Source organism: Streptococcus mitis SK575 (assembly GCF_000257865.1).
GTDB classification, from domain to species: Bacteria; Bacillota; Bacilli; order Lactobacillales; family Streptococcaceae; genus Streptococcus; species Streptococcus mitis_CQ.
The window spans coordinates 1-20,107 of record NZ_AICU01000058.1 but is presented as its reverse complement, the minus strand read 5'-3'; the positions used below and the strand labels follow the sequence as shown (position 1 = coordinate 20,107).

General features: G+C 40.3%; 21 protein-coding genes. 6 read left to right on the top strand and 15 right to left on the bottom strand.

What is annotated here, in order from left to right; translation table 11 throughout:
• Nucleotides 1–81: 81 nt before the first annotated feature.
• Complete coding sequence (locus HMPREF1048_RS07965) at nt 82–930, top strand: putative RNA methyltransferase (RefSeq protein ID WP_001095523.1); 849 nt, start codon at nt 82–84, stop codon at nt 928–930.
• Between the two features lie 355 nt (nt 931–1,285).
• On the opposite strand, the gene HMPREF1048_RS13650 is transcribed toward HMPREF1048_RS07965, so the two are convergent.
• From HMPREF1048_RS13650 to malQ, 3 genes are all read right to left on the bottom strand, one after another.
• Nucleotides 1,286–1,492, bottom strand: coding sequence for a hypothetical protein (locus HMPREF1048_RS13650; RefSeq protein WP_000265680.1), 207 nt, complete (start codon nt 1,490–1,492; stop codon nt 1,286–1,288).
• 243 nt (nt 1,493–1,735) lie between these two features.
• A complete protein-coding gene (glgP, locus tag HMPREF1048_RS07960) occupies nt 1,736–3,994 on the bottom strand; it encodes a glycogen/starch/alpha-glucan family phosphorylase (protein WP_000950168.1) in 2,259 nt (752 codons plus the stop codon).
• A gap of 25 nt (nt 3,995–4,019) precedes the next feature.
• Nucleotides 4,020–5,537, bottom strand: a complete 1,518-nt coding sequence (gene malQ / locus HMPREF1048_RS07955; RefSeq protein ID WP_000747300.1) for a 4-alpha-glucanotransferase — start codon at nt 5,535–5,537, stop codon at nt 4,020–4,022.
• A 486-nt stretch (nt 5,538–6,023) separates the two neighbouring features.
• Here malQ and HMPREF1048_RS07950 point away from each other — a divergent pair, with 486 nt between their 5' ends.
• The 5 genes from HMPREF1048_RS07950 to HMPREF1048_RS07925 all read left to right on the top strand — a co-directional run bounded on the left by HMPREF1048_RS07950 (nt 6,024) and on the right by HMPREF1048_RS07925 (nt 11,635).
• Nucleotides 6,024–7,295, top strand: coding sequence for a maltodextrin ABC transporter substrate-binding protein (locus HMPREF1048_RS07950; protein ID WP_000095481.1), 1,272 nt, complete (start codon nt 6,024–6,026; stop codon nt 7,293–7,295).
• A 109-nt stretch (nt 7,296–7,404) separates the two neighbouring features.
• Nucleotides 7,405–8,697: a sugar ABC transporter permease gene (locus tag HMPREF1048_RS07945; protein ID WP_000414949.1), complete on the top strand. Its 1,293-nt coding sequence runs from the start codon at nt 7,405–7,407 to the stop codon at nt 8,695–8,697.
• Between the two features lies 1 nt (nt 8,698).
• Nucleotides 8,699–9,541, top strand: a complete 843-nt coding sequence (locus HMPREF1048_RS07940) for a sugar ABC transporter permease (RefSeq protein ID WP_001065647.1) — start codon at nt 8,699–8,701, stop codon at nt 9,539–9,541.
• Nucleotides 9,542–9,838: 297 nt separating this feature from the next.
• A complete protein-coding gene (locus tag HMPREF1048_RS07930) occupies nt 9,839–10,639 on the top strand; it encodes a DUF1189 domain-containing protein (protein ID WP_000938249.1) in 801 nt (266 codons plus the stop codon).
• A gap of 9 nt (nt 10,640–10,648) precedes the next feature.
• On the top strand, nt 10,649–11,635 hold the full coding sequence (locus tag HMPREF1048_RS07925; RefSeq protein WP_001145444.1) for a LacI family DNA-binding transcriptional regulator: 987 nt from the start codon (nt 10,649–10,651) through the stop codon (nt 11,633–11,635).
• 29 nt (nt 11,636–11,664) lie between these two features.
• Here the strand turns inward: HMPREF1048_RS07925 and HMPREF1048_RS07920 are convergent, their stop codons facing one another.
• The 12 genes from HMPREF1048_RS07920 to hisS all read right to left on the bottom strand — a co-directional run bounded on the left by HMPREF1048_RS07920 (nt 11,665) and on the right by hisS (nt 20,009).
• On the bottom strand, nt 11,665–12,606 hold the full coding sequence (locus HMPREF1048_RS07920; protein WP_000806282.1) for a YitT family protein: 942 nt from the start codon (nt 12,604–12,606) through the stop codon (nt 11,665–11,667).
• Nucleotides 12,584–14,347 (bottom strand): aspartate--tRNA ligase, encoded by a 1,764-nt coding sequence (aspS, locus tag HMPREF1048_RS07915; RefSeq protein WP_000830939.1) that lies wholly within the window; start codon nt 14,345–14,347, stop codon nt 12,584–12,586. Before aspS ends, HMPREF1048_RS07920 begins: the two co-directional genes overlap by 23 nt.
• Nucleotides 14,348–14,503: 156 nt before the next feature.
• Complete coding sequence (locus HMPREF1048_RS07910; protein ID WP_000832194.1) at nt 14,504–14,734, bottom strand: hypothetical protein; 231 nt, start codon at nt 14,732–14,734, stop codon at nt 14,504–14,506.
• Between the two features lie 17 nt (nt 14,735–14,751).
• Entirely contained in the window at nt 14,752–15,393 is a 642-nt protein-coding gene (locus HMPREF1048_RS07905) for a CPBP family intramembrane glutamic endopeptidase (protein WP_000771199.1), read from the bottom strand.
• Between the two features lie 9 nt (nt 15,394–15,402).
• Nucleotides 15,403–16,101 (bottom strand): ABC transporter permease, encoded by a 699-nt coding sequence (locus tag HMPREF1048_RS07900; protein WP_000488860.1) that lies wholly within the window; start codon nt 16,099–16,101, stop codon nt 15,403–15,405.
• On the bottom strand, nt 16,094–16,918 hold the full coding sequence (locus HMPREF1048_RS07895) for an ABC transporter ATP-binding protein (protein ID WP_000621672.1): 825 nt from the start codon (nt 16,916–16,918) through the stop codon (nt 16,094–16,096). The genes HMPREF1048_RS07900 and HMPREF1048_RS07895 overlap by 8 nt, the downstream gene beginning before the upstream one ends.
• 10 nt (nt 16,919–16,928) lie before the next feature.
• On the bottom strand, nt 16,929–17,672 hold the full coding sequence (locus tag HMPREF1048_RS07890; RefSeq protein WP_000728782.1) for a DUF3169 family protein: 744 nt from the start codon (nt 17,670–17,672) through the stop codon (nt 16,929–16,931).
• Nucleotides 17,673–17,683: 11 nt separating this feature from the next.
• A complete protein-coding gene (locus HMPREF1048_RS07885; RefSeq protein ID WP_001046122.1) occupies nt 17,684–17,872 on the bottom strand; it encodes a hypothetical protein in 189 nt (62 codons plus the stop codon).
• Entirely contained in the window at nt 17,859–18,047 is a 189-nt protein-coding gene (locus HMPREF1048_RS07880) for a hypothetical protein (protein ID WP_001057594.1), read from the bottom strand. Before HMPREF1048_RS07880 ends, HMPREF1048_RS07885 begins: the two co-directional genes overlap by 14 nt.
• Complete coding sequence (locus HMPREF1048_RS07875; protein ID WP_001176233.1) at nt 18,047–18,253, bottom strand: helix-turn-helix transcriptional regulator; 207 nt, start codon at nt 18,251–18,253, stop codon at nt 18,047–18,049. The genes HMPREF1048_RS07880 and HMPREF1048_RS07875 overlap by 1 nt, the downstream gene beginning before the upstream one ends.
• Nucleotides 18,254–18,262: 9 nt before the next feature.
• Nucleotides 18,263–18,457 carry an aspartyl-tRNA synthetase gene (locus HMPREF1048_RS13480; protein WP_224782228.1) on the bottom strand — a complete coding sequence of 65 codons (195 nt, stop codon included), beginning with the start codon at nt 18,455–18,457 and terminating at the stop codon, nt 18,263–18,265.
• 271 nt (nt 18,458–18,728) lie between these two features.
• Nucleotides 18,729–20,009, bottom strand: coding sequence for a histidine--tRNA ligase (hisS, locus tag HMPREF1048_RS07865; RefSeq protein ID WP_000775855.1), 1,281 nt, complete (start codon nt 20,007–20,009; stop codon nt 18,729–18,731).
• Nucleotides 20,010–20,107: the final 98 nt, after the last annotated feature.

The window sequence follows — 20,107 nt, the reverse complement described above, 5'->3', positions numbered from 1 at the left end:
TATTAGTTTTATTTCTACTGAATCTCCCATCTACTTACTCCTAAAGTTGCTTTCATTTGCCTCTTTTGATACACTTAAACTATGAATACAAATCTCAAACCCAAACTCCAGCGTTTTGCTTCTGCGACTGCCTTTGCCTGCCCTATCTGTCAAGAAAATCTGACTCTGGTAGAGAGCAGTCTTAAATGCAACAATCGCCATTCTTTTGACTTGGCGAAATTCGGCTATGTCAATCTAGCCCCTCAAATCAAGCAATCTGCTAACTATGACAAGGAAAATTTTCAAAACCGTCAACAAATCCTAGAAGCTGGATTTTATCAGGCTATTTTAGAAGATATTTCGGACTTACCAGCAACTAATCCGTCCGCAAAAACTGTCTTGGATATTGGTTGTGGTGAAGGATTCTATTCTCGCAAGCTCCAAGAAAGTCATCCTGACAAAACCTTCTATGCCTTTGATATTTCCAAAGATTCCGTCCAAATCGCTGCCAAGAGTGAACCAAACTGGGCAGTCAATTGGTTCGTTGGCGACCTAGCTCGTCTCCCTATAAAAGACGCCAGCATGGATATCCTGCTTGATATCTTCTCACCTGCCAACTATGGAGAATTTCGTCGCGTTTTATCCAAAGACGGTATCTTGATAAAGGTTATTCCAACTAAAAATCACCTCAGGGAAATTCGTCAGAAGGTACAAGACCAGCTGACAAACAAGGATTATTCCAACCAAGATATCAAAAATCATTTCCAAGAACACTTTACCATCCTATCTAGCCAAACAGCCTCTCTGACTAAGACTATCACAACAGAGCAACTCCAAGCCCTACTCAGCATGACGCCCCTACTCTTTCACATCGACCAGACTAAGATTGACTGGAGCGACTTGACAGAGATTACCATTGAGGCAGAGATTCTGGTTGGGAAAGCATTCTAAACTAGACTTCCCAAAGGTATAAAACTTACCGAAAATCTTTAATATTACAAAAACGCATAAGAACAGGTGCTCAAAAACCTTAATCTTATGCGTTTTGTTATGCAAAAATCACTGGAATTTCTATACACATTAAGCGGAAATCTTTGAAATCAATTCTCTTAATAACCATTGAATACCATATATTACATTTATTCCAAATATGATATAGGCCGTATAAATCAAGTATTTCGATTTCTCCCGTCTCAAAGAATAGATCTTGTACAAGATAAACAAATTTAAAATAATAAATAATAGAGACAAAATCTTCCCCCAAAAATCAATCCTAAAGGTACACAGTCAAGCATAGCCCTAAACTTTATTTTCGATTCGAGATAACAAACTTATCAATAAACAGTAAGTGATATAGGGCCAGTACCAGACCCCAAAAGCTACCACGAAAAGAGATTTCTTGATGATTGAGAGGAAACAAATCGTGATTACCTATATAGAGGCAGGTCAAAATGATAAATAAAATCCAAAATAAATCAGTCCATCTATATTTTGAAAAATATTTTTTCCACATAAAAACACCTTCTTTCCTACAATTATATTATAATACTTGATGTAAACGGATGCAAGAAATATGAGGTAATCAACTACGAAGAAATATAAGGCTGAATACCGTAAAAACCAGCATTTAAAGCCTTCACTGTATCTATGATTTCTATCTTTTTAAGACAAGATTGACTCAAATCTACATCATTAAAAAAGCGAATTTCAATCGAAACTCGCTTTTTTACAAAATGTATTAGTATGAATTTGTATCTTAGTTCAAGTGCCAGATATCTTCGTTATACTGAGCGATTGTACGGTCAGATGAGAAGAATCCTGCTTTAGAAATGTTAACGATAACTTTATCCAACCATGCGTCACGGTCTTCATAGTCAGCAAGCATTTGCTCTTTCACTTTGATGTAGTCTTCCAAGTCAAGAAGAGTCATGAACCAGTCTTTGTTGATCAATTCATTGTAAAGACGTTCCAAGCGCTCTTTGTTTCCAGCTGCAAGAACTGCATCGCTAACGATGAAGTCAACCAATGGTTTGATAGCTTCACGAGCGTAGAATTCGCTTGATTTGTAAGCTGCTTTTGCGTAAAGGTCGATAACAGTTTCTGAATCTTCACCAAAGATGTAGATGTTTTCATCACCAACCAACTCAGCGATCTCCACGTTAGCTCCGTCCATAGTACCAAGAGTCAAAGCTCCGTTCAACATGAATTTCATGTTACCAGTACCTGAAGCTTCTTTAGAAGCAAGTGAGATTTGTTCTGAGATATCACATGCTGGGATAAGGAAGCTTGCTGCAGTAACGTTGTAGTTTTCAACCATAACTACTTGCAAGTGTGGAGCTACTGCTGGATCGTTAGCAATAACTTCTGACATGCAAAGAATCAAGTGGATGATGTCTTGAGCGATTGTATAGGCTGGAGCTGCTTTACCACCAAATAAGATTGTGATTGGACGAGCAGGGATGTTACCAGCTTTGATGTCAAGGTATTTGTGGATCACGTACAAAGCGTTCATTTGTTGGCGTTTGTACTCGTGAAGACGTTTGATTTGGATATCAAAGATAGAGTTTGGATTGATTTCTACACCTTGGTGTTCTTTCAAGTGACGAGCCAATTTACGTTTGTTGTGAGCCTTGATGCTTTCCAATTTTTCTTTGACAGCTGCTTTGTCTTCATAAGACAAGAGTTTTTCAAGCTCATCTGCTTCATGGTGCCAACCTTCTCCAAGAATCTCATCCAAGTAGTGAGACAATCTTGGGTTAGCATGCATGAGCCAACGACGGAAAGTGATACCGTTTGTTTTGTTGTTGAATTTTTCTGGGTAAAGGTCGTAGAAAGCTTTCAACTCAGAATTTTTCAAGATTTCAGTGTGAAGTGCTGCAACCCCGTTAACGCTGTATCCGTAGTGGATATCCATGTGAGCCATGTGAACACGTCCGCTCTCATCGATAATTTGAACAGCTGGATCTTTGTATTCTGCTTTCACACGACGATCCAATTCTTCGATGATTGGTACCAAGTGAGGAACCACTTCTTGCAAGAATTCAAGAGGCCATTTTTCAAGGGCTTCAGCAAGGATTGTGTGGTTAGTGTAGGCAGTCATGCTACGAACGATTGAGATTGCTTCGTCAAGCTCGATACCACGTGCAGTCAAAAGACGGATCAATTCAGGGATAACCATTGATGGGTGAGTATCGTTGATTTGTACAACTGCGTAATCAGCAAGGTCATGCAAGTTGCTTCCTTTTTCGATTGCTTCGTCGATGATCAATTGCGCACCGTTTGAAACCATGAAGTATTGTTGGAAGATACGGAGCAATTCACCTTGACGGTCACTATCATCTGGGTAAAGGAAGAGAGTCAAGTTGCGAGCGATATCTGTCTTGTCAAAGTTGATACCATCTTTAATAATAGAAGAATCAACTGAATCCAAGTCAAACAAACGCAAGCGGTTTTTAGTTGCTGTTTCATAACCAGTAACATCAATATCGTAAAGAGTTGATGTCAAAGTAAAGTCTGCAAATGGTACTTGGTAGCTACGGCTTGAGCGAACCAACCAGTTTTGCTCTGTCAACCATGCATTTGGAATTGTTTCTTGTTGGTTGTTTTTAAGAACTTGTTGGAAAAGACCAAAGTGGTAATTAAGACCAACACCGTCACCATTCAAACCAAGAGTCGCAATTGAGTCGATAAAGCAGGCAGCCAAACGTCCCAAACCACCATTACCAAGAGATGGTTCCAATTCAACTTCTTCAACTTCGATCAAGTCTTTACCTGCAGCAGCAAGTTCTTTTTTGACATCGTCGTAAAGACCAAGGTTGATCAAGTTGTTTGACAAGAGTTTACCAATCAAGAACTCAGCTGAGATATAGTAAACTTTCTTTTTACCAGTGTTGACTGGTTTTTGGCTGCTTGCAAGTTTGCTGTAGTTAAGAAGAGCAAGGTAAAGCTCTTCATTGCTACATTCTGCAATGGTTTTATTGTAACGATTTTGTACAAATTCTTGTAGTGATAACATGTTTAAGGTGTCTCCTGATATTGTATTATTTCTTTAATTCTACCAAATTTTCATTAATTCGTCGATAGATTGTTGTCAAGTCAAGCAAACCTTCCTCGACAGCTGGTGTCAATTGCTCTTCAGTCATACGCCAAGACCAGTTTCCACCAAGGGTAGATGGGAAGTTCATACGAGCTGTCTCATCCAATTCTAGCAAATCTTGCATAGTTGCAATTGCCATGAAGCTAACTGATGAAAAGACTGTACGAAGCATAGCGTGTGGAACTGTTTCGTATTCTTTACGGTTAGTGTAGCGAGCCATGTACTCACGAGTCGCATCATCAATCTCGTTACGGTACCAACCAAGGACCGTGTTGTTATCGTGAGTTCCTGTGTACATAACTGAGTTAGCAGGTGCCAAATGTGGGCTATCGATGCTTTCGTCTTCTGGGTTGAAGGCAAATTGAAGAATCTTCATTCCTGGGAAGCCAGTACGTTCACGCAACTCAATAACTTCATCTGTCATGAAGCCAAGGTCTTCTGCGATGATGTTTAACTCACCAAGTTCTTCCTTAACAGCTGCAAAGAGCTTGTAGCCCGGACCTTTCACCCACTCACCAGGTGCTGCTGTATCGGAACCAGCAGGGATTTCCCAGTAAGACTCGAAACCACGGAAGTGGTCGATACGAACGATATCGTAGATTTTGAAGCTTTCACGCAAGCGTTCAATCCACCATTTGTAGCCGTCTTTGTCCATTGCTTCCCAATCATAGATTGGGTTACCCCAAAGCTGACCAGTTGCAGAAAACTCATCTGGTGGGCATCCTGCTATGCAAGTCGCCTTACCGTTGACATCTGTCTTGAAGAGATGTGGATTTGCCCACATATCGCTTGAATCTTCCGCTACGTAGATTGGCATGTCCCCAACGATTTCGATGTGGTTGTCGTTAGCGTAAGCTTTCAATTTCAACCATTGTTGGAAGAAGAAGTATTGAGTCACACGGTGGTAAACCAACTTGTCTGCCAATTGCTCACGGTAGCTTTCAAGTGCTGAAGCTTTACGAACACGAGCATCAGCATCTGGCCATTCAGTCCAAGCAAGATTGTCAAAATGCTCTTTGATAGCCATATACTCAGCAAAGAGCTCAAGCCATGATTGGTTGTCTTGAGCAAATTTCTCAAAATCTTTAACATCTCCGACTTCAAAGAAACGTTTCACCGCTTTTTCTAAAAGAGGACGACGTGCATAGTAAATCTTAGCATAGTCAACTTCAGACGCATCGCTACCAAAGTCAACTCCTTCAAGGTCACTTGCTTCCAACAAACCTTGCTCCACCAAGATATCCAAATCGATAAAATGAGTGTTTCCTGCGAAGGCTGAGAAAGACTGGTAAGGAGAATCTCCGTAACTAGTTGTTCCTAATGGAAGGATTTGCCAGTAACGTTGTTTTGTACGGACCAAGAAATCAACGAAGTCGTAAGCACTTTGACCAAACGATCCGATTCCGTAGGCTCCTGGTAGAGAAGAGATGTGCATCAACACACCACTTTGACGTTTTTTCATAAACAACACCTCGTGTATTTGTAGTTTAAATTTTCATTTTTGGGCGCAAACGTTTGCGTTAAGATAAGTATACTTTATTTTTGGAATAATTGCAAGCGTTTTTAAAAAACTTTTTGATTATTTTTTTTAAAAAAACTTGTCCTTCTTTATGTATACATATACATTTTTCTTTTCTATTTACAAAATCTTCTTCAACTACAAATAGAAGGCTCAACTTAGCCTACTTTTGGTCTAGAGCAATTTATTTTTTGTTCAAAATTTAGGCAATCGTTTCCCTAAATAATTTCAGTAAAATCATGAAAATATATTTTCCGACTTTTCTTCTATTATAAACAAATAAAACGCTTACCATTCCCGTGAAATTTTTTTAAAATTTTTACAAAAAACACTTGCAACCGTTTTCTATTTGTGCTATACTAGTCCCATAAAGGAAAACGTTTGCGTTTCCTCATTATAAAATTTGTTATTCTTTAGGAGGAATACACTATGTCATCTAAATTCATGAAGAGCACTGCTGTGCTTGGAACTGTTACACTTGCTAGCTTGCTTTTGGTAGCTTGCGGAAGCAAAACTGCTGATAAGCCTGCTGATTCTGGTTCATCTGAAGCGAAAGAACTCACTGTATATGTAGACGAGGGATATAAGAGCTATATTGAAGAGGTTGCTAAAGCTTATGAAAAAGAAGCTGGGGTAAAAATCACTCTTAAAACTGGTGATGCTCTAGGAGGTCTTGATAAACTTTCTCTTGACAACCAATCTGGTAATGTCCCTGATATTATGATGGCTCCATACGACCGTGTAGGTAGCCTTGGTTCTGACGGACAACTTTCAGAAGTGAAATTGAGCGATGGTGCTAAAACAGACGACACAACTAAATCTCTTGTAACAGCTGCTAATGGTAAAGTTTACGGTGCTCCTGCCGTTATCGAGTCACTTGTTATGTACTACAACAAAGACTTGATAAAAGAAGCTCCAAAAACTTTTGCTGACTTAGAAAACCTTGCTAAAGATAGCAAATATGCCTTCGCTGGAGAAGATGGAAAAACTTCTGCTTTCCTAGCTGACTGGACAAACTTCTACTATGCATACGGACTTCTTGCTGGTAACGGCGCTTACGTATTCGGACAAAACGGTAAAGACGCTAAAGATATCGGTCTTGCCAACGACGGCGCTATCAAAGGTATAGAGTACGCTAAATCTTGGTATGAAAAATGGCCTAAAGGTATGCAAGATACTGAAGGTGCTGGTAACTTAATCCAAACTCAATTCCAAGAAGGTAAAACAGCTGCTATCATCGACGGACCTTGGAAAGCTCAAGCCTTCAAAGATGCTAAAGTAAACTACGGTGTTGCGACTATCCCAACTCTTCCAAACGGAAAAGAATATGCTGCATTTGGTGGTGGTAAAGCTTGGGTCATCCCTCAAGCCACTAAGAACCTTGAAGCTTCTCAAAAATTTGTAGACTTCCTTGTTTCAACTGAACAACAAAAAGTATTATACGATAAGACTAACGAAATCCCAGCTAACACTGAGGCTCGTTCATACGCTGAAGGTAAAAACGATGAGTTGACAACTGCTGTTATCAAACAGTTCAAGAACGCTCAACCAATGCCAAACATCTCTCAAATGTCTGCAGTTTGGGATCCAGCGAAAAATATGCTCTTTGATGCTGTAAGTGGCAAGAAAGATGCTAAAACAGCAGCTAACGATGCTGTAACATTGATCAAAGAAACAATCAAACAAAAATTTGGTGAATAAGAAATTTGTTCAAGGGGGGTGGAAATCAAATCCCCCTTTGAATTTATCAACAAAAACACAAATAGTTTAGGTTTTATCTAGAAACCAGTATCCTATGAAAGGAGTTATTATGGAAAAGCAACAACCTAGTAAAGCAGCCCTGCTGTCTATCATTCCTGGGTTAGGACAGATTTACAATAAACAAAAAGCCAAAGGTTTTATCTTCCTTGGTGTAACCTTTGTATTTGTCCTCTACTTCCTAGCACTTGCAGCCCCTGAATTGAGCAATCTCATCACTCTTGGTGACAAACCAGGTCGTGACAATTCCCTCTTTATGTTGATTCGCGGTGCCTTCCATTTAATCTTTGTAGTTGTTTATGTACTCTTTTATTTCGCAAATATCAAAGATGCATATACAACTGCCAAACACATTAACAATGGCATACCAGTAGCACTTACCTTTAAAGAAATGGTCAAAGGAATCTATGAAAATGGCTTCCCTTACCTCTTGATCATTCCATCTTATGTTGCCATGACTTTTGCGATTATCTTCCCAGTTATCGTAACCTTGATGATCGCCTTTACCAACTACGACTTCCAACACTTGCCACCAAACAAATTGTTGGACTGGGTTGGTTTGACGAACTTTACGAACATCTGGAGTTTGAGTACCTTCCGTTCTGCCTTCGGTTCCGTTCTTTCTTGGACTATCATCTGGGCTTTGGCTGCCTCAACTTTACAAATCGTAATCGGTATCTTCACAGCTATCATTGCTAACCAACCATTTATCAAAGGAAAACGTATCTTTGGTGTTATTTTCCTTCTTCCTTGGGCTGTCCCAGCCTTCATCACTATCTTGACATTCTCAAATATGTTTAATGATAGTGTCGGTGCTATCAACACTCAAGTCTTGCCAATCTTTGCTAAATTCCTTCCTTTCCTTGATGGTGCTCTTATTCCTTGGAAAACAGATCCAACTTGGACAAAAATTGCCTTGATTATGATGCAAGGTTGGCTTGGATTCCCATACATCTACGTTTTGACTTTAGGTATCTTACAATCTATCCCTAACGACCTTTACGAAGCAGCTTATATTGACGGTGCCAATGCTTGGCAAAAATTCCGCAACATCACTTTCCCAATGATCTTGGCCGTTGCGGCACCTACTTTGATCAGCCAATACACCTTCAACTTTAACAACTTCTCTATCATGTACCTCTTCAATGGTGGAGGACCTGGTAGTGTCGGAGGTGGAGCTGGTTCAACCGATATCTTGATCTCATGGATCTACCGTTTGACAACAGGTACATCTCCTCAATACTCAATGGCGGCAGCTGTTACCTTGATTATCTCTATCATTGTCATCTCAATCTCTATGATCGCATTCAAGAAACTACACGCATTTGATATGGAGGACGTCTAAGATGAATAACTCAATTAAACTCAAACGTAGACTGACTCAAACCCTTACTTACCTCTACTTAATTGGCCTATCAATCGTGATTATCTATCCACTTTTGATTACCATCATGTCAGCCTTTAAAGCAGGTAACGTCTCAGCCTTTAAACTAGATACTAATATCGACCTCAATTTTGATAACTTTAAAGGCCTCTTCACTGAAACCTTGTACGGTACTTGGTACCTCAACACTTTGATTATCGCCTTAATTACTATGGCTGTTCAAACAAGTATTATCGTACTTGCTGGTTATGCTTACAGCCGTTACAACTTCTTGGCTCGTAAACAAAGTTTGGTCTTCTTCTTGATTATCCAAATGGTGCCAACCATGGCCGCTTTGACAGCCTTCTTCGTTATGGCACTTATGTTGAACGCCCTTAACCACAGCTGGTTCCTCATCTTCCTCTACGTTGGTGGTGGTATCCCGATGAATGCTTGGCTCATGAAGGGCTACTTCGATACAGTGCCAATGTCTCTAGACGAATCTGCAAAACTAGACGGTGCAGGACACTTCCGCCGCTTCTGGCAAATTGTTCTTCCACTTGTTCGCCCAATGGTTGCCGTACAAGCTCTCTGGGCCTTCATGGGACCTTTTGGAGACTATATCCTCTCTAGTTTCTTGCTTCGTGAGAAAGAATACTTTACTGTTGCCGTAGGTCTCCAAACCTTCGTTAGCAATGTGAAAAACTTGAAGATTGCCTACTTCTCAGCAGGTGCTATCCTCATTGCCCTTCCAATCTGTATTCTCTTCTTCTTCCTACAAAAGAACTTTGTTTCAGGACTTACAAGTGGTGGCGACAAGGGATAATATATCCCCGCCACCCTTTTTCATTTTATACTCTTCGAAAACCTCTTCAAACCACGTCAGCTTCACCTTGCCGTAGTACGGTTACTGACTTCGTCAGTTCTATCCACAACCTCAAAACAGTGTTTTGAACAACCTGCGGCTAGCTTCCTAGTTTGCTCTTTGATTTTCATTGAGTATTAGCGATTGCTACTGTAAATAATATTCTTGCAACAAGCAATTTTTCTCCTAGACTTGAAATAAAGCGCATTTCTCTATATAATAATACTCATATAGAAAACACCTTTTAGAAAGATACCTATGCTTCCATATCCATTTTCTTATTTTTCAAGTATTTGGGGATTTCGTAAGCCCCTGTCCAAACGTTTCGGACTCAACTGGTTTCAACTGCTCTTTACCAGTATCTTCCTTATTAGCTTATCTATGGTACCTATTGCCATCCAAAACAGCTCGCAGGAGACTTATCCGCTAGAAACCTTTATCGATAATGTCTATGAACCATTGACAGATGAGGTTGTCCAGGACCTCTCTGAGCATGCTGCAATTGTTGATGGTAAATTAACTTATACAGGAACAGCTAGTCAAGCCCCTTCTCTTTTAATCGGTCCAAGTCAAAGTAAGGAGTTACCTAAGGACTTGCAACTGCATTTCGATACGAATGAGCTAGTCATCAGCAAGGAAAGTAAGGAACTGACCCGCATCTCTTACCGGGCGATTCAGACTGAGGGTTTCAAAAGCAAAGACAGCTTGACCCAAGCGATTTCTAAAGACTGGTACCAACAAAATCGTGTCTATATCAGTCTCTTCCTAGTTCTCGGTGCAAGCTTCCTCTTTGGTTTGAATTTCTTTATCGTCTCTCTAGGAGCTAGTCTTCTCCTTTACATCACTAAGAAATCACGCCTCTTTTCATTTAAAACCTTTAAAGAGTGCTACCATTTTACCTTGAACTGTTTAGGATTGCCGACTCTGATTACGCTTATTTTGGGACTCTTTGGCCAAAATATGTCAAACCTCATCACTGTACAGAACATTCTTTTTGTTCTGTATCTGGTCACTATCTTTTATAAAACGCATTTCCGTGATCCAGATTACCATAAATAGGAGATTTTTATGCCCGTTACGATTAAAGACGTGGCCAAGGCTGCTGGTGTTTCGCCTTCAACCGTAACCCGTGTTATTCAAAACAAATCAACCATTAGCGACGAAACAAAAAAACGTGTTCGCAAGGCGATGAAGGAGCTCAATTACCATCCCAACCTCAATGCTCGTAGCTTGGTAAGCAGTTATACGCAAGTTATCGGATTGGTTCTTCCTGACGACTCAGATGCCTTCTACCAGAATCCTTTCTTTCCATCAGTCCTACGCGGCATCTCTCAAGTCGCCTCTGAAAACCACTATGCCATTCAGATAGCAACAGGGAAAGATGAGAAGGAGCGTCTTACTGCCATCTCACAAATGGTCTATGGTAAACGTGTAGACGGTTTAATTTTCCTTTATGCCGAAGAGGAAGATCCTTTAGTCAAACTGGTGGCTGATGAGCAGTTCCCCTTCCTCATCCTCGGAAAATCTCTGTCCCCCTTCATTCCACTTGTCGATAATGACAACGTTCAAGCTGGCTTTGATGCGACTGAATATTTCATCAAAAAAGGCTGCAAACGAATTGCCTTTATTGGAGGGACTAAGAGACTCTTCGTAACACAAGACCGTTTAACAGGCTATGAGTCCGCACTCAAACAGTACCAACTGCCTATTGATGGAAATTTGACCTATTTTGCGAACGAATTCCTAGAAGAAAAAGGTTATCAATTTAGTAAGCGTTTATTTAAACACGATCCTATGATTGATGCTATCATCACAACTGATAGCCTCCTAGCTGAAGGGGTCTGTGACTACATCGCTAAGCACCAACTGGATGTCCCTGTTCTCAGCTTCGACTCAGTCAATCCCAAGCTCAACTTGGCAGCCTATGTCGACATCAATAGCCTAGAACTTGGTCAAACATCATTTGAAACGATTCTTCAGATTATCAACGATGCTAAGAGCAATAAGCAAATTTGTTACCGTCAGTTAATCGCCCACAAAATTATCGAAAAATAAAAACCAGCTCGCGCTGGTTTTTTTAGTCACTAATTTTCTGTTTCAACGAACCGTCCCAGAATATGAACATTCTCAGATACAGAGACAAAGGCGCCTGGATCCACCTGTTTCATAATCTGTTTAAATTCATTAAACTCTGCACGTGTAATGACAGTGATTAAAACTGCCTTTCTCTCGTGATTATAGGTTCCTTCTGCATCGTGGATCATGGTTGCTCCGCGGTGCAATTTTTTATGGATTTTCTCAATTACTTTATCTGGATGATTGGTCACAATCATAGCCTGCATGCGTTTTTGCTTGGTAAAGACAGCGTCTGTCACACGGCTAGAGACAAAGATGGTAATCATAGAGTAGAGAGCGTATTTCCAACCAAAGGTCAAACCTGCTATCAGCATGATGGTCCCATTTACCAAGAAAGAAATACTACCGACATTCTTACCTGTTTTCTTGCGAATAGTCAGGCTAACGATATCCGTCCCACCACTTGAGATATTGTTTCGAAGAGCGAAACCAATACCCAAGCCCATGACAACACCCCCAAAAAGGGCATTGATAATGGGATCCTCCGTTAAGGTCGCCACAGGGACAAACTGGATAAAGAAGGAACTCATAGATACCGTGATAAAGGTAAAGACGGTGAACTTATGGCCAATCTGATACCAAGCTAAGACCATCAAAGGAAAATTAATAGCGTAGAAGGTTAGCGAAATCGGAATGTGAAAACTAAACCAGTGATTACTCAAGGCAGAGATAATCTGTGCCAGACCTGTCGCACCACTCGAATATACATGACCTGGTTGGAAAAAGAAATTGACCGCTACTGCTGATAAAAAACCATAGACCAGAGAAGCCGAAATCTTCTCATCGTATTTTTCACGAGAGATGCTTTGTAAGACACGTAAAATTTTTATCTGATGAGCAAAGCGGCGCAGATAATAGCGCCACCGCTTAATTCGTTTTGCTTGTTTCATCTTCTTCTACTTGTAAGCTGAGTTCCTCTAGTTGTTTGAGAGCTACTGTTGAAGGAGCTTGTGTCATTGGGTCACTTGCCTTGTTGTTCTTAGGAAAGGCAATGACTTCACGGATATTTTCTTCTCCTGCTAAGAGCATGACAAATCGGTCAAGCCCGATAGCCAAGCCACCGTGTGGTGGGAAACCATAGTCCATGGCTTCAAGAAGGAAGCCAAACTGGTCATTTGCTTCTTCAGCTGAGAAACCAAGAGCCTTAAACATACGTTCTTGAAGGTCTTTTTGGTTGATACGAAGGCTACCACCACCAAGCTCATAACCGTTCAAGACAATATCGTAAGCAATGGCACGAACCTTAGCCAAATCACCTTCTAATTCGTGAGCTGTTTCTTCCTGTGGAAGGGTGAACGGATGGTGGGCGCTCATGTAGCGACCTTCTTCTTCAGACCATTCAAACATTGGCCAATCAACCACCCAAAGGAAGTTGAATTTATCATTGTCAATCAAACCAAGCTCTTTGGCAATACGTCCACGAAGGGCACCAAGAGTTGCATTGGCCACTTCAAGCGTATCCGCCACAAAGAGAACCAAGTCTTTATCTTCAAGACCAAGAGCTGCTGTCAAATCTCCTTGAATAGCTGTCAAGAATTTAGCAACAGGTCCATTCAATTCTCCATCAACAACCTTAACCCAAGCAAGACCTTTGGCACCGTACTGTTTGGCTACTTCCGTCATCTTGTCAATGTCTTTACGTGAGTAGTTGTCCGCAGCTCCTTTGACTACAATTGCTTTTACAGCAGGTGCTTCTGAAAAGACTTTAAAGTCAACACCTTTGACCACTTCTGTCAAGTCCTGAAGCAACATGTCAAAACGCGTGTCAGGCTTATCAGAACCATAAAGAGCCATAGCGTCATCATATTTCATACGAGGGAATGGAAGCGTCACTTCGATACCTTTTGTTTCCTTCATCACACGGGCAATCAAGCCTTCTGTGATATCTTGGATTTCTTGCTCAGTAAGGAAAGATGTTTCCAAGTCGACCTGGGTAAACTCAGGCTGGCGGTCACCACGCAAGTCCTCGTCACGGAAACATTTAACGATTTGGTAGTAACGGTCAAAACCAGCATTCATCAAGAGCTGTTTCGTGATTTGTGGACTTTGAGGAAGAGCGTAAAAATGCCCTTTATTAACACGAGACGGAACCAAATAGTCACGCGCCCCTTCAGGAGTTGACTTAGAAAGGAATGGTGTCTCCACGTCGATAAATTCCAACTCATCCAAGTAATTTCGGATAGAGTGGGTTACCTTAGCACGAAGTTTGAGATTTTCCAACATTTCTGGACGACGCAGGTCAAGGTAACGGTAACGCAAACGCGTATCGTCATTGGCCTCAATGCCATCCTTAATCTCAAATGGTGTTGTTTTAGCTGTATTCAGCACTGTCAGAGCTGTCACGTTTAACTCAACTGCACCAGTTGGCAACTTATCATTGGCTTGCTCACGCGCAGCGACCTGTCCAGTCACCTCGATAACAAATTCGCTACGAAGGCTTTCAGCTGTTGCCATAACCTCTGCAGAGACTTTTTCAGGGTTGATAACCAACTGCATGATTCCTTCACGGTCACGAAGGTCGATAAAAATCAAACCACCAAGGTCACGACGACGACCAACCCATCCTTTCAAGGTCATTTCTTGTCCGATGTGTTCCTCACGAACACGACCAACATACATACTACGTTTCATTGTTTCTCTCCTCTTTTATTCTGTTACTATTTTACCATAAAAGCGCAGGCTCTTCATGAAAATCATCAGAAAAGTTTGCCAGTCTTTAAAAATCAGGTAAAGTCCCTAAAAATTAGCGTCCATACAAAAATCCGATGAAAATTTCACCGGACTCTTTTATTTTGAATTGTTGCCTGTTTTACGCTTTTCAGCAATTTCAGCTGCCTTTCGAGGCAAGACAATTTCCGTTGTGTAAGCTGTCCCAAAACGCCAGATACCGGCAATAGGGGCAAAGACCACTGCGAGATGGCTATAGAAGAAATCACCTTTGAAGGCATAAGCTAATCCCCCAATGATGAAAAATAGAACAACTGCTTGAATCACTGCTAATAAAATTACTCGTTTCATGTGACCTCCTGACTCTATTATAGCATGAGAATCATCAAAAAGCCGACTAAATTATTCAAAGCGTGAAGAGAAATACTGTAGACTAGACCTTTTCTGCTAATGTAAGCCAAACCCAAACTAAAACCAAGGCTAAAATAGACAAAAAATTGTTGCACATCACCTGGGAAATGACCTAAGGCAAACAAAACACTAGATACCAGAAGGAAAAGCAGAGTTTGTTTACTATTGTCCTGCTTAGGAAAGAGATAGCGCGCTAACATCCCTCTAAAGATAAGTTCTTCCGTCAAAGGAGCAAAAATAACGACCGCAAAGAATGAGAAAAGTGGTTGAGACAAGGTCAAGTCTATCGCTATTTGCTGATTTACTGAAGGATCATTTGGCAAGAAAAACTGGACAACCAGAGATAAGAACCAAACCAAGGCAGGAAGCCAAATAAATCGGTTGAAGCCACTCTTCTCAATACGAACAGGACCTTTCTGATACCATTTGTAAATACCGTACACATAAACTCCAGCCAAGGCCACATAGAGTAGGGTAACAGCATAGGGTGAAGCGCCTAAGGCAAGCGAAGTAGTCGCGAGCCCCTGAATGAAGCCATAGATGAATAAAAAGGATAGAAGGGCTAGAAAAAACCAGCCAAGGTTTTTAAGTAATTTCATAAAAGGCTCCTATCTTACTTTATAGCTGTTTTTCAATACAAAGAGGTTCGCTATTCCTAACACAAGTACCCATGCAAGTAACATGCCGATATTAGAAAAGGATATTTCTCCACCTTTTTTATTTAAAAGATTTACAATAGGACCGACGAACGAGTAATCTAACACTTTCTGAACCGTATCATTTTGAAGAGCAATCATAGGTAAAACAGAGACGATTAACATAGGGAAGATACTATAAACTTGCGCTTTAGACTGAGTATCTGACACCGCACCGATTAGAAGGTTGAGAAAAATAACACTAATAGTTGCTAGAATCAAATAGATAACATAGGCAACTAAATAACCCGATACATCTACTTTAAGATAGACTGGTAGTAAAATCATTCCAAGCAACATAATCAACAAAGGGAGGACGAGCATACTAAGAGTATATTCTGTTGCTGTCACACCACTTAGGATGAGTGATTTAAGATTGCGCTTTTCCTTATCTTCTGCCATCATAATCGATACCATATAACCACTTCCCATGCTCAAGACCATGGTCAAACTCATAGAAAGGAGAAACGCACCCAATTCTCCATTCTTATTCATGAATGCATTATATAGAACAGCAGTACCAAAAGGCATCAATAAAGTCGCTAACAAAGTTGAATTGCTAATAAGAACTTGCACTCTTAACCATAGTAGGGCATTTAATTTTCTAAACATCTAACTTTTCTCCTGTCAATCTGATAAAGATTTCTTCTAGAGTTGGCTCACAAGAGTGAACCACCATCAAATCTGTCGTGTCTAAATGTGGCAATTCTTCAAATGGAACTATCTGTTCTCGTCCATCGTTATAAACCACACGTACTTTCTTATCCACATGGTACTTCTGGATAATATCTTGTGGACTTCCATACTCTATTAAGTTCCCCTTATTTAAAAGAGATAAGCGATCACAAAGCAGAGTTGCTTCATTCATATCATGCGTGGTCAGAAAGATAGTTGTCCCCGCCTGCTTTAATTCTTGAAGTAGGGTATGAATCATCTTAGATGTTGTAGGGTCTAAGCCACTGGTTGGCTCATCTAAAAAGAGAATCTTAGGAGCATTCAGAAGGGCACGAGCCAAGAACATTCGTTGTTTCATTCCAGTAGATAGTTTTTCTGCGATAATATCTTTAGCATCTGCCAAGCCAACCTGTTGGAGCACCTGATTTACTCTTTCTGCTTTGAGGCCATATAACTTAGCATAGATGAGAAGATTTTTGTAAAGACTCATCTTTTCATAAAAACCACTGCCATCACTAACTATACCGATTTGTTCTAAATCATTTGAGGTTAAATCTTGAGAATTCTTGCCTAACAAAATTGTCTTACCTTGATCTGCAGCCAACTGACCCGTCAAGACGTTGATCATGGTTGTTTTACCTGAGCCAGAAGGGCCAAGAAAACCAAAGATTTCACCTTCCTTAATCTCAAAAGAAATCTGATGAAGAGCTTTTTTGCTCCCAAAACTTTTGCTTACATTTTCAACACGAATCATAGAAACTCCTTTATTTGAAATAGCGTTTTACCATAGGTATAAACATTATATTGATATAAATATGGACTACAGCTACAGCTAAAAGACCTAATAACTGAATTTCTCCCGTAAATACAGAAACGATATCAATCAAAATATACAAACCTGGTAAAACATATTGGTTTAATTGAAATAAAATCCGAAAACTCTGTTCCAAATTAGCTTGTCGTTCTCCTTCATCGTAAGAATTGACATAATCTAACATATCCTTTGGAATAGAGAAAAATGCCAAATCAAACTGACGAACAATCGAAATCGTCTTGAAAAGATATTTTTGAACACTGAAAATCAGCACTAATGCCAAAAAAGAAAGAGATAAGGTTATATGGCTTCCATTTAGTACAACCGCTTCACTACCTGAGATGAAAAGAGCCAATAAAATCGCTACACTTGCAATATTAAAAGCAATGGTTCCAAACTCGAGATTTCGATACATTTGCACATAATAGCTTTCATTCAGATCATCATCCATTTCCTCTTGATACAAGGAGTGAAATTTTCTGCTTTTCTTTAAGAAATTGAACGTCAAAAGAATGCTAATGAAACCTAACACTAAACAAATAGCTGATATCCAGGGTATCAAGATTTTTACATCTAACATAATTCCGTGGGATTCGGCAACAGCCTTAAACATCCCTACAAACATGCCCAAGAAACCTCCCAAGACAACAGACATTAAAAATAACAACAATCCACGTTTATTTTTCTTTTTCATATTCATTCTCCTTATTCACTTGCTAAATTGTTTGCTTTCTTTTCAATCCAGTCAACGACTGGGATAAGAGCAAAGTAGGCCCAAATAAATTGGTCGCTGTAATAGAGATCAAACCATCCTAGATTTGTTCCAATTAGTAGACACAGGCTGACTAATAGAGCTATGGCAACTACATAATAGATCACTTTATACTTGTTCATCATTTTTCTCCTTTTTCTTTAACCAATTGAAAATGGACAAGAGGACTAAGTTAATCCAAAACAAATACTTACTTTCAACAAAATAGAACCACCCCAGTAATGTTCCAATCATAGCAAAGGCATTCACAATAAGGGCAAGAACACTCATATAATAAACCACTTTATACATGTTCATCACTCGTCCTCCTCCAAGCGAAATACCGATTCGACTGTTTCGTTGAAAATTTGAGATATTTTCAAGGCAATCACAACGGACGGGGTGTATTCGTCCCGTTCTAATAGGCTAATGGTCTGTCTGGAAACCTCTGCTAGCTTGGCTAGTTCGGTTTGATTGAGGCCATCGCGAGCTCGAAGCTCTTTTAGACGATTTTTTAGTTGCATATTACACACCTACTCTCCGTCAAATTCAACTGTTTGGATATCCTCAATACGTTGCAACTTGATTTTTTCTTTTCCCGTTTTGTCTACATATCGTAGCTTGACCCATTCCTCATCAACATCCACAACTTCCCAAAAATTTGTTCCAAATAGTTCTCCAATGATTGTTGGTTTCTTTCCAATCATTTCTTGCAATAATCTTGACATATCTATATTTCCTTTCTCTTTTCTTTCGATTACCTTTAACCTCTTCTCTAACCGCTTGATTTTTTTAGATTGACTACTATAAATCAAGACGAGAAAAGGTAAAAAAATCCATACCCACATGTGGCTCCCTCCTAATTCTTTATTTCTTAACTTGCTTATATTGTAACACATCTTTTTCTTTTTGACAAGCATATTTGTCAAAAAGTTTATGATTCTTGTCATTTTGCAAAAGAAAAAGGTCAGAGTAGTTCTCTGACCAGTTTATCTATCATTAAAATCCTAGTTTTTCAAAGATTTCTGAGAAATTTTTGCTGATTGCATCAAGTGACACTTGCACTTCTTCTCGGGTTTGATTGTTCTTGACCGTTACTTGTCCGCTTTCGACTTCGCTCTCTCCTAGGGTGATGAGGGTCTTAGCCGCAAAGACATCGGCTGACTTGAACTGAGCTTTGAGTTTACGGTTGAGGTAATCACGCTCTGCTTTGAAACCTTGCTGGCGAAGAGCCTGTACCAACTCCAAGGCCTTGACATTTGCCCCTTCTCCCAAGACTGCGATATAAACATCCAGGGCGTTTTCGATAGGGAGAGCCACACCTTGCTTTTCAAGGATGAGAAGCAGGCGCTCTACACCAAGCCCAAAACCAAATCCAGCAGTTTCAGGACCACCAAAGTAGGCAACCAAGCCATCGTAGCGACCACCTGCACAGACGGTCAAGTCATTGCCCTCGATCTCAGTGATAAACTCGAAAATGGTGTGGTTGTAGTAGTCCAGACCACGCACCATATTGGTATCGATGATATAGTCTACTCCAAGATTTTCCAACATCTGACGCACAGCATCAAAATGAGCTTGGCTTTCTTCATCAAGAAAGTCCAAGATAGAAGGTGCATTCTCTACTGCCACCTTGTCTTCTTTTTCCTTAGAGTCCAAGACACGGAGAGGATTTTCCTCCAAACGACGTTGGCTATCCTTCGACAAGGTCTCCTTGAGCGGTGTCAAATAGTCGATCAAGGCTTGACGGTAGGCTGCACGACTCTCAGGATTCCCAAGAGTATTAAGATGTAATTTGACACCTTGGATACCGATTTCTTTCAAGAAATGGGCTGCCATCGCGATGGTTTCCACATCGGTAGCTGGATTGCTAGAGCCAAAACACTCAACACCAATCTGGTGGAATTGGCGCAAACGACCTGCCTGTGGACGCTCATAACGGAACATAGGGCCCATGTAGTAGAACTTACTTGGCTTTTGCACTTCTGGTGCGAAGAGTTTATTTTCCACATAGGAACGGACAACTGGCGCTGTTCCTTCTGGACGGAGGGTAATATGACGGTCACCCTTGTCATAGAAATCGTACATTTCCTTGGTTACGATATCGGTCGTATCTCCGACAGAGCGACTGATGACCTCGTAATGCTCAAAAATAGGCGTACGCACTTCTGCATAGTTGTAGCGCTTGAAAATCTCACGGGCAAAGCCCTCAACGTACTGCCATTTGGCAGATTCAGCAGGTAAAATATCCTGCGTTCCTTTTGGTTTTTGTAATTTCATAGGGAATCCTCTTTAAACTTAATAGTCTTATTTTACCATAAATAGAGGGATTAAAACAGTGAGAAAAAATTAGGATTTATACTCAATGAAAATCAAAA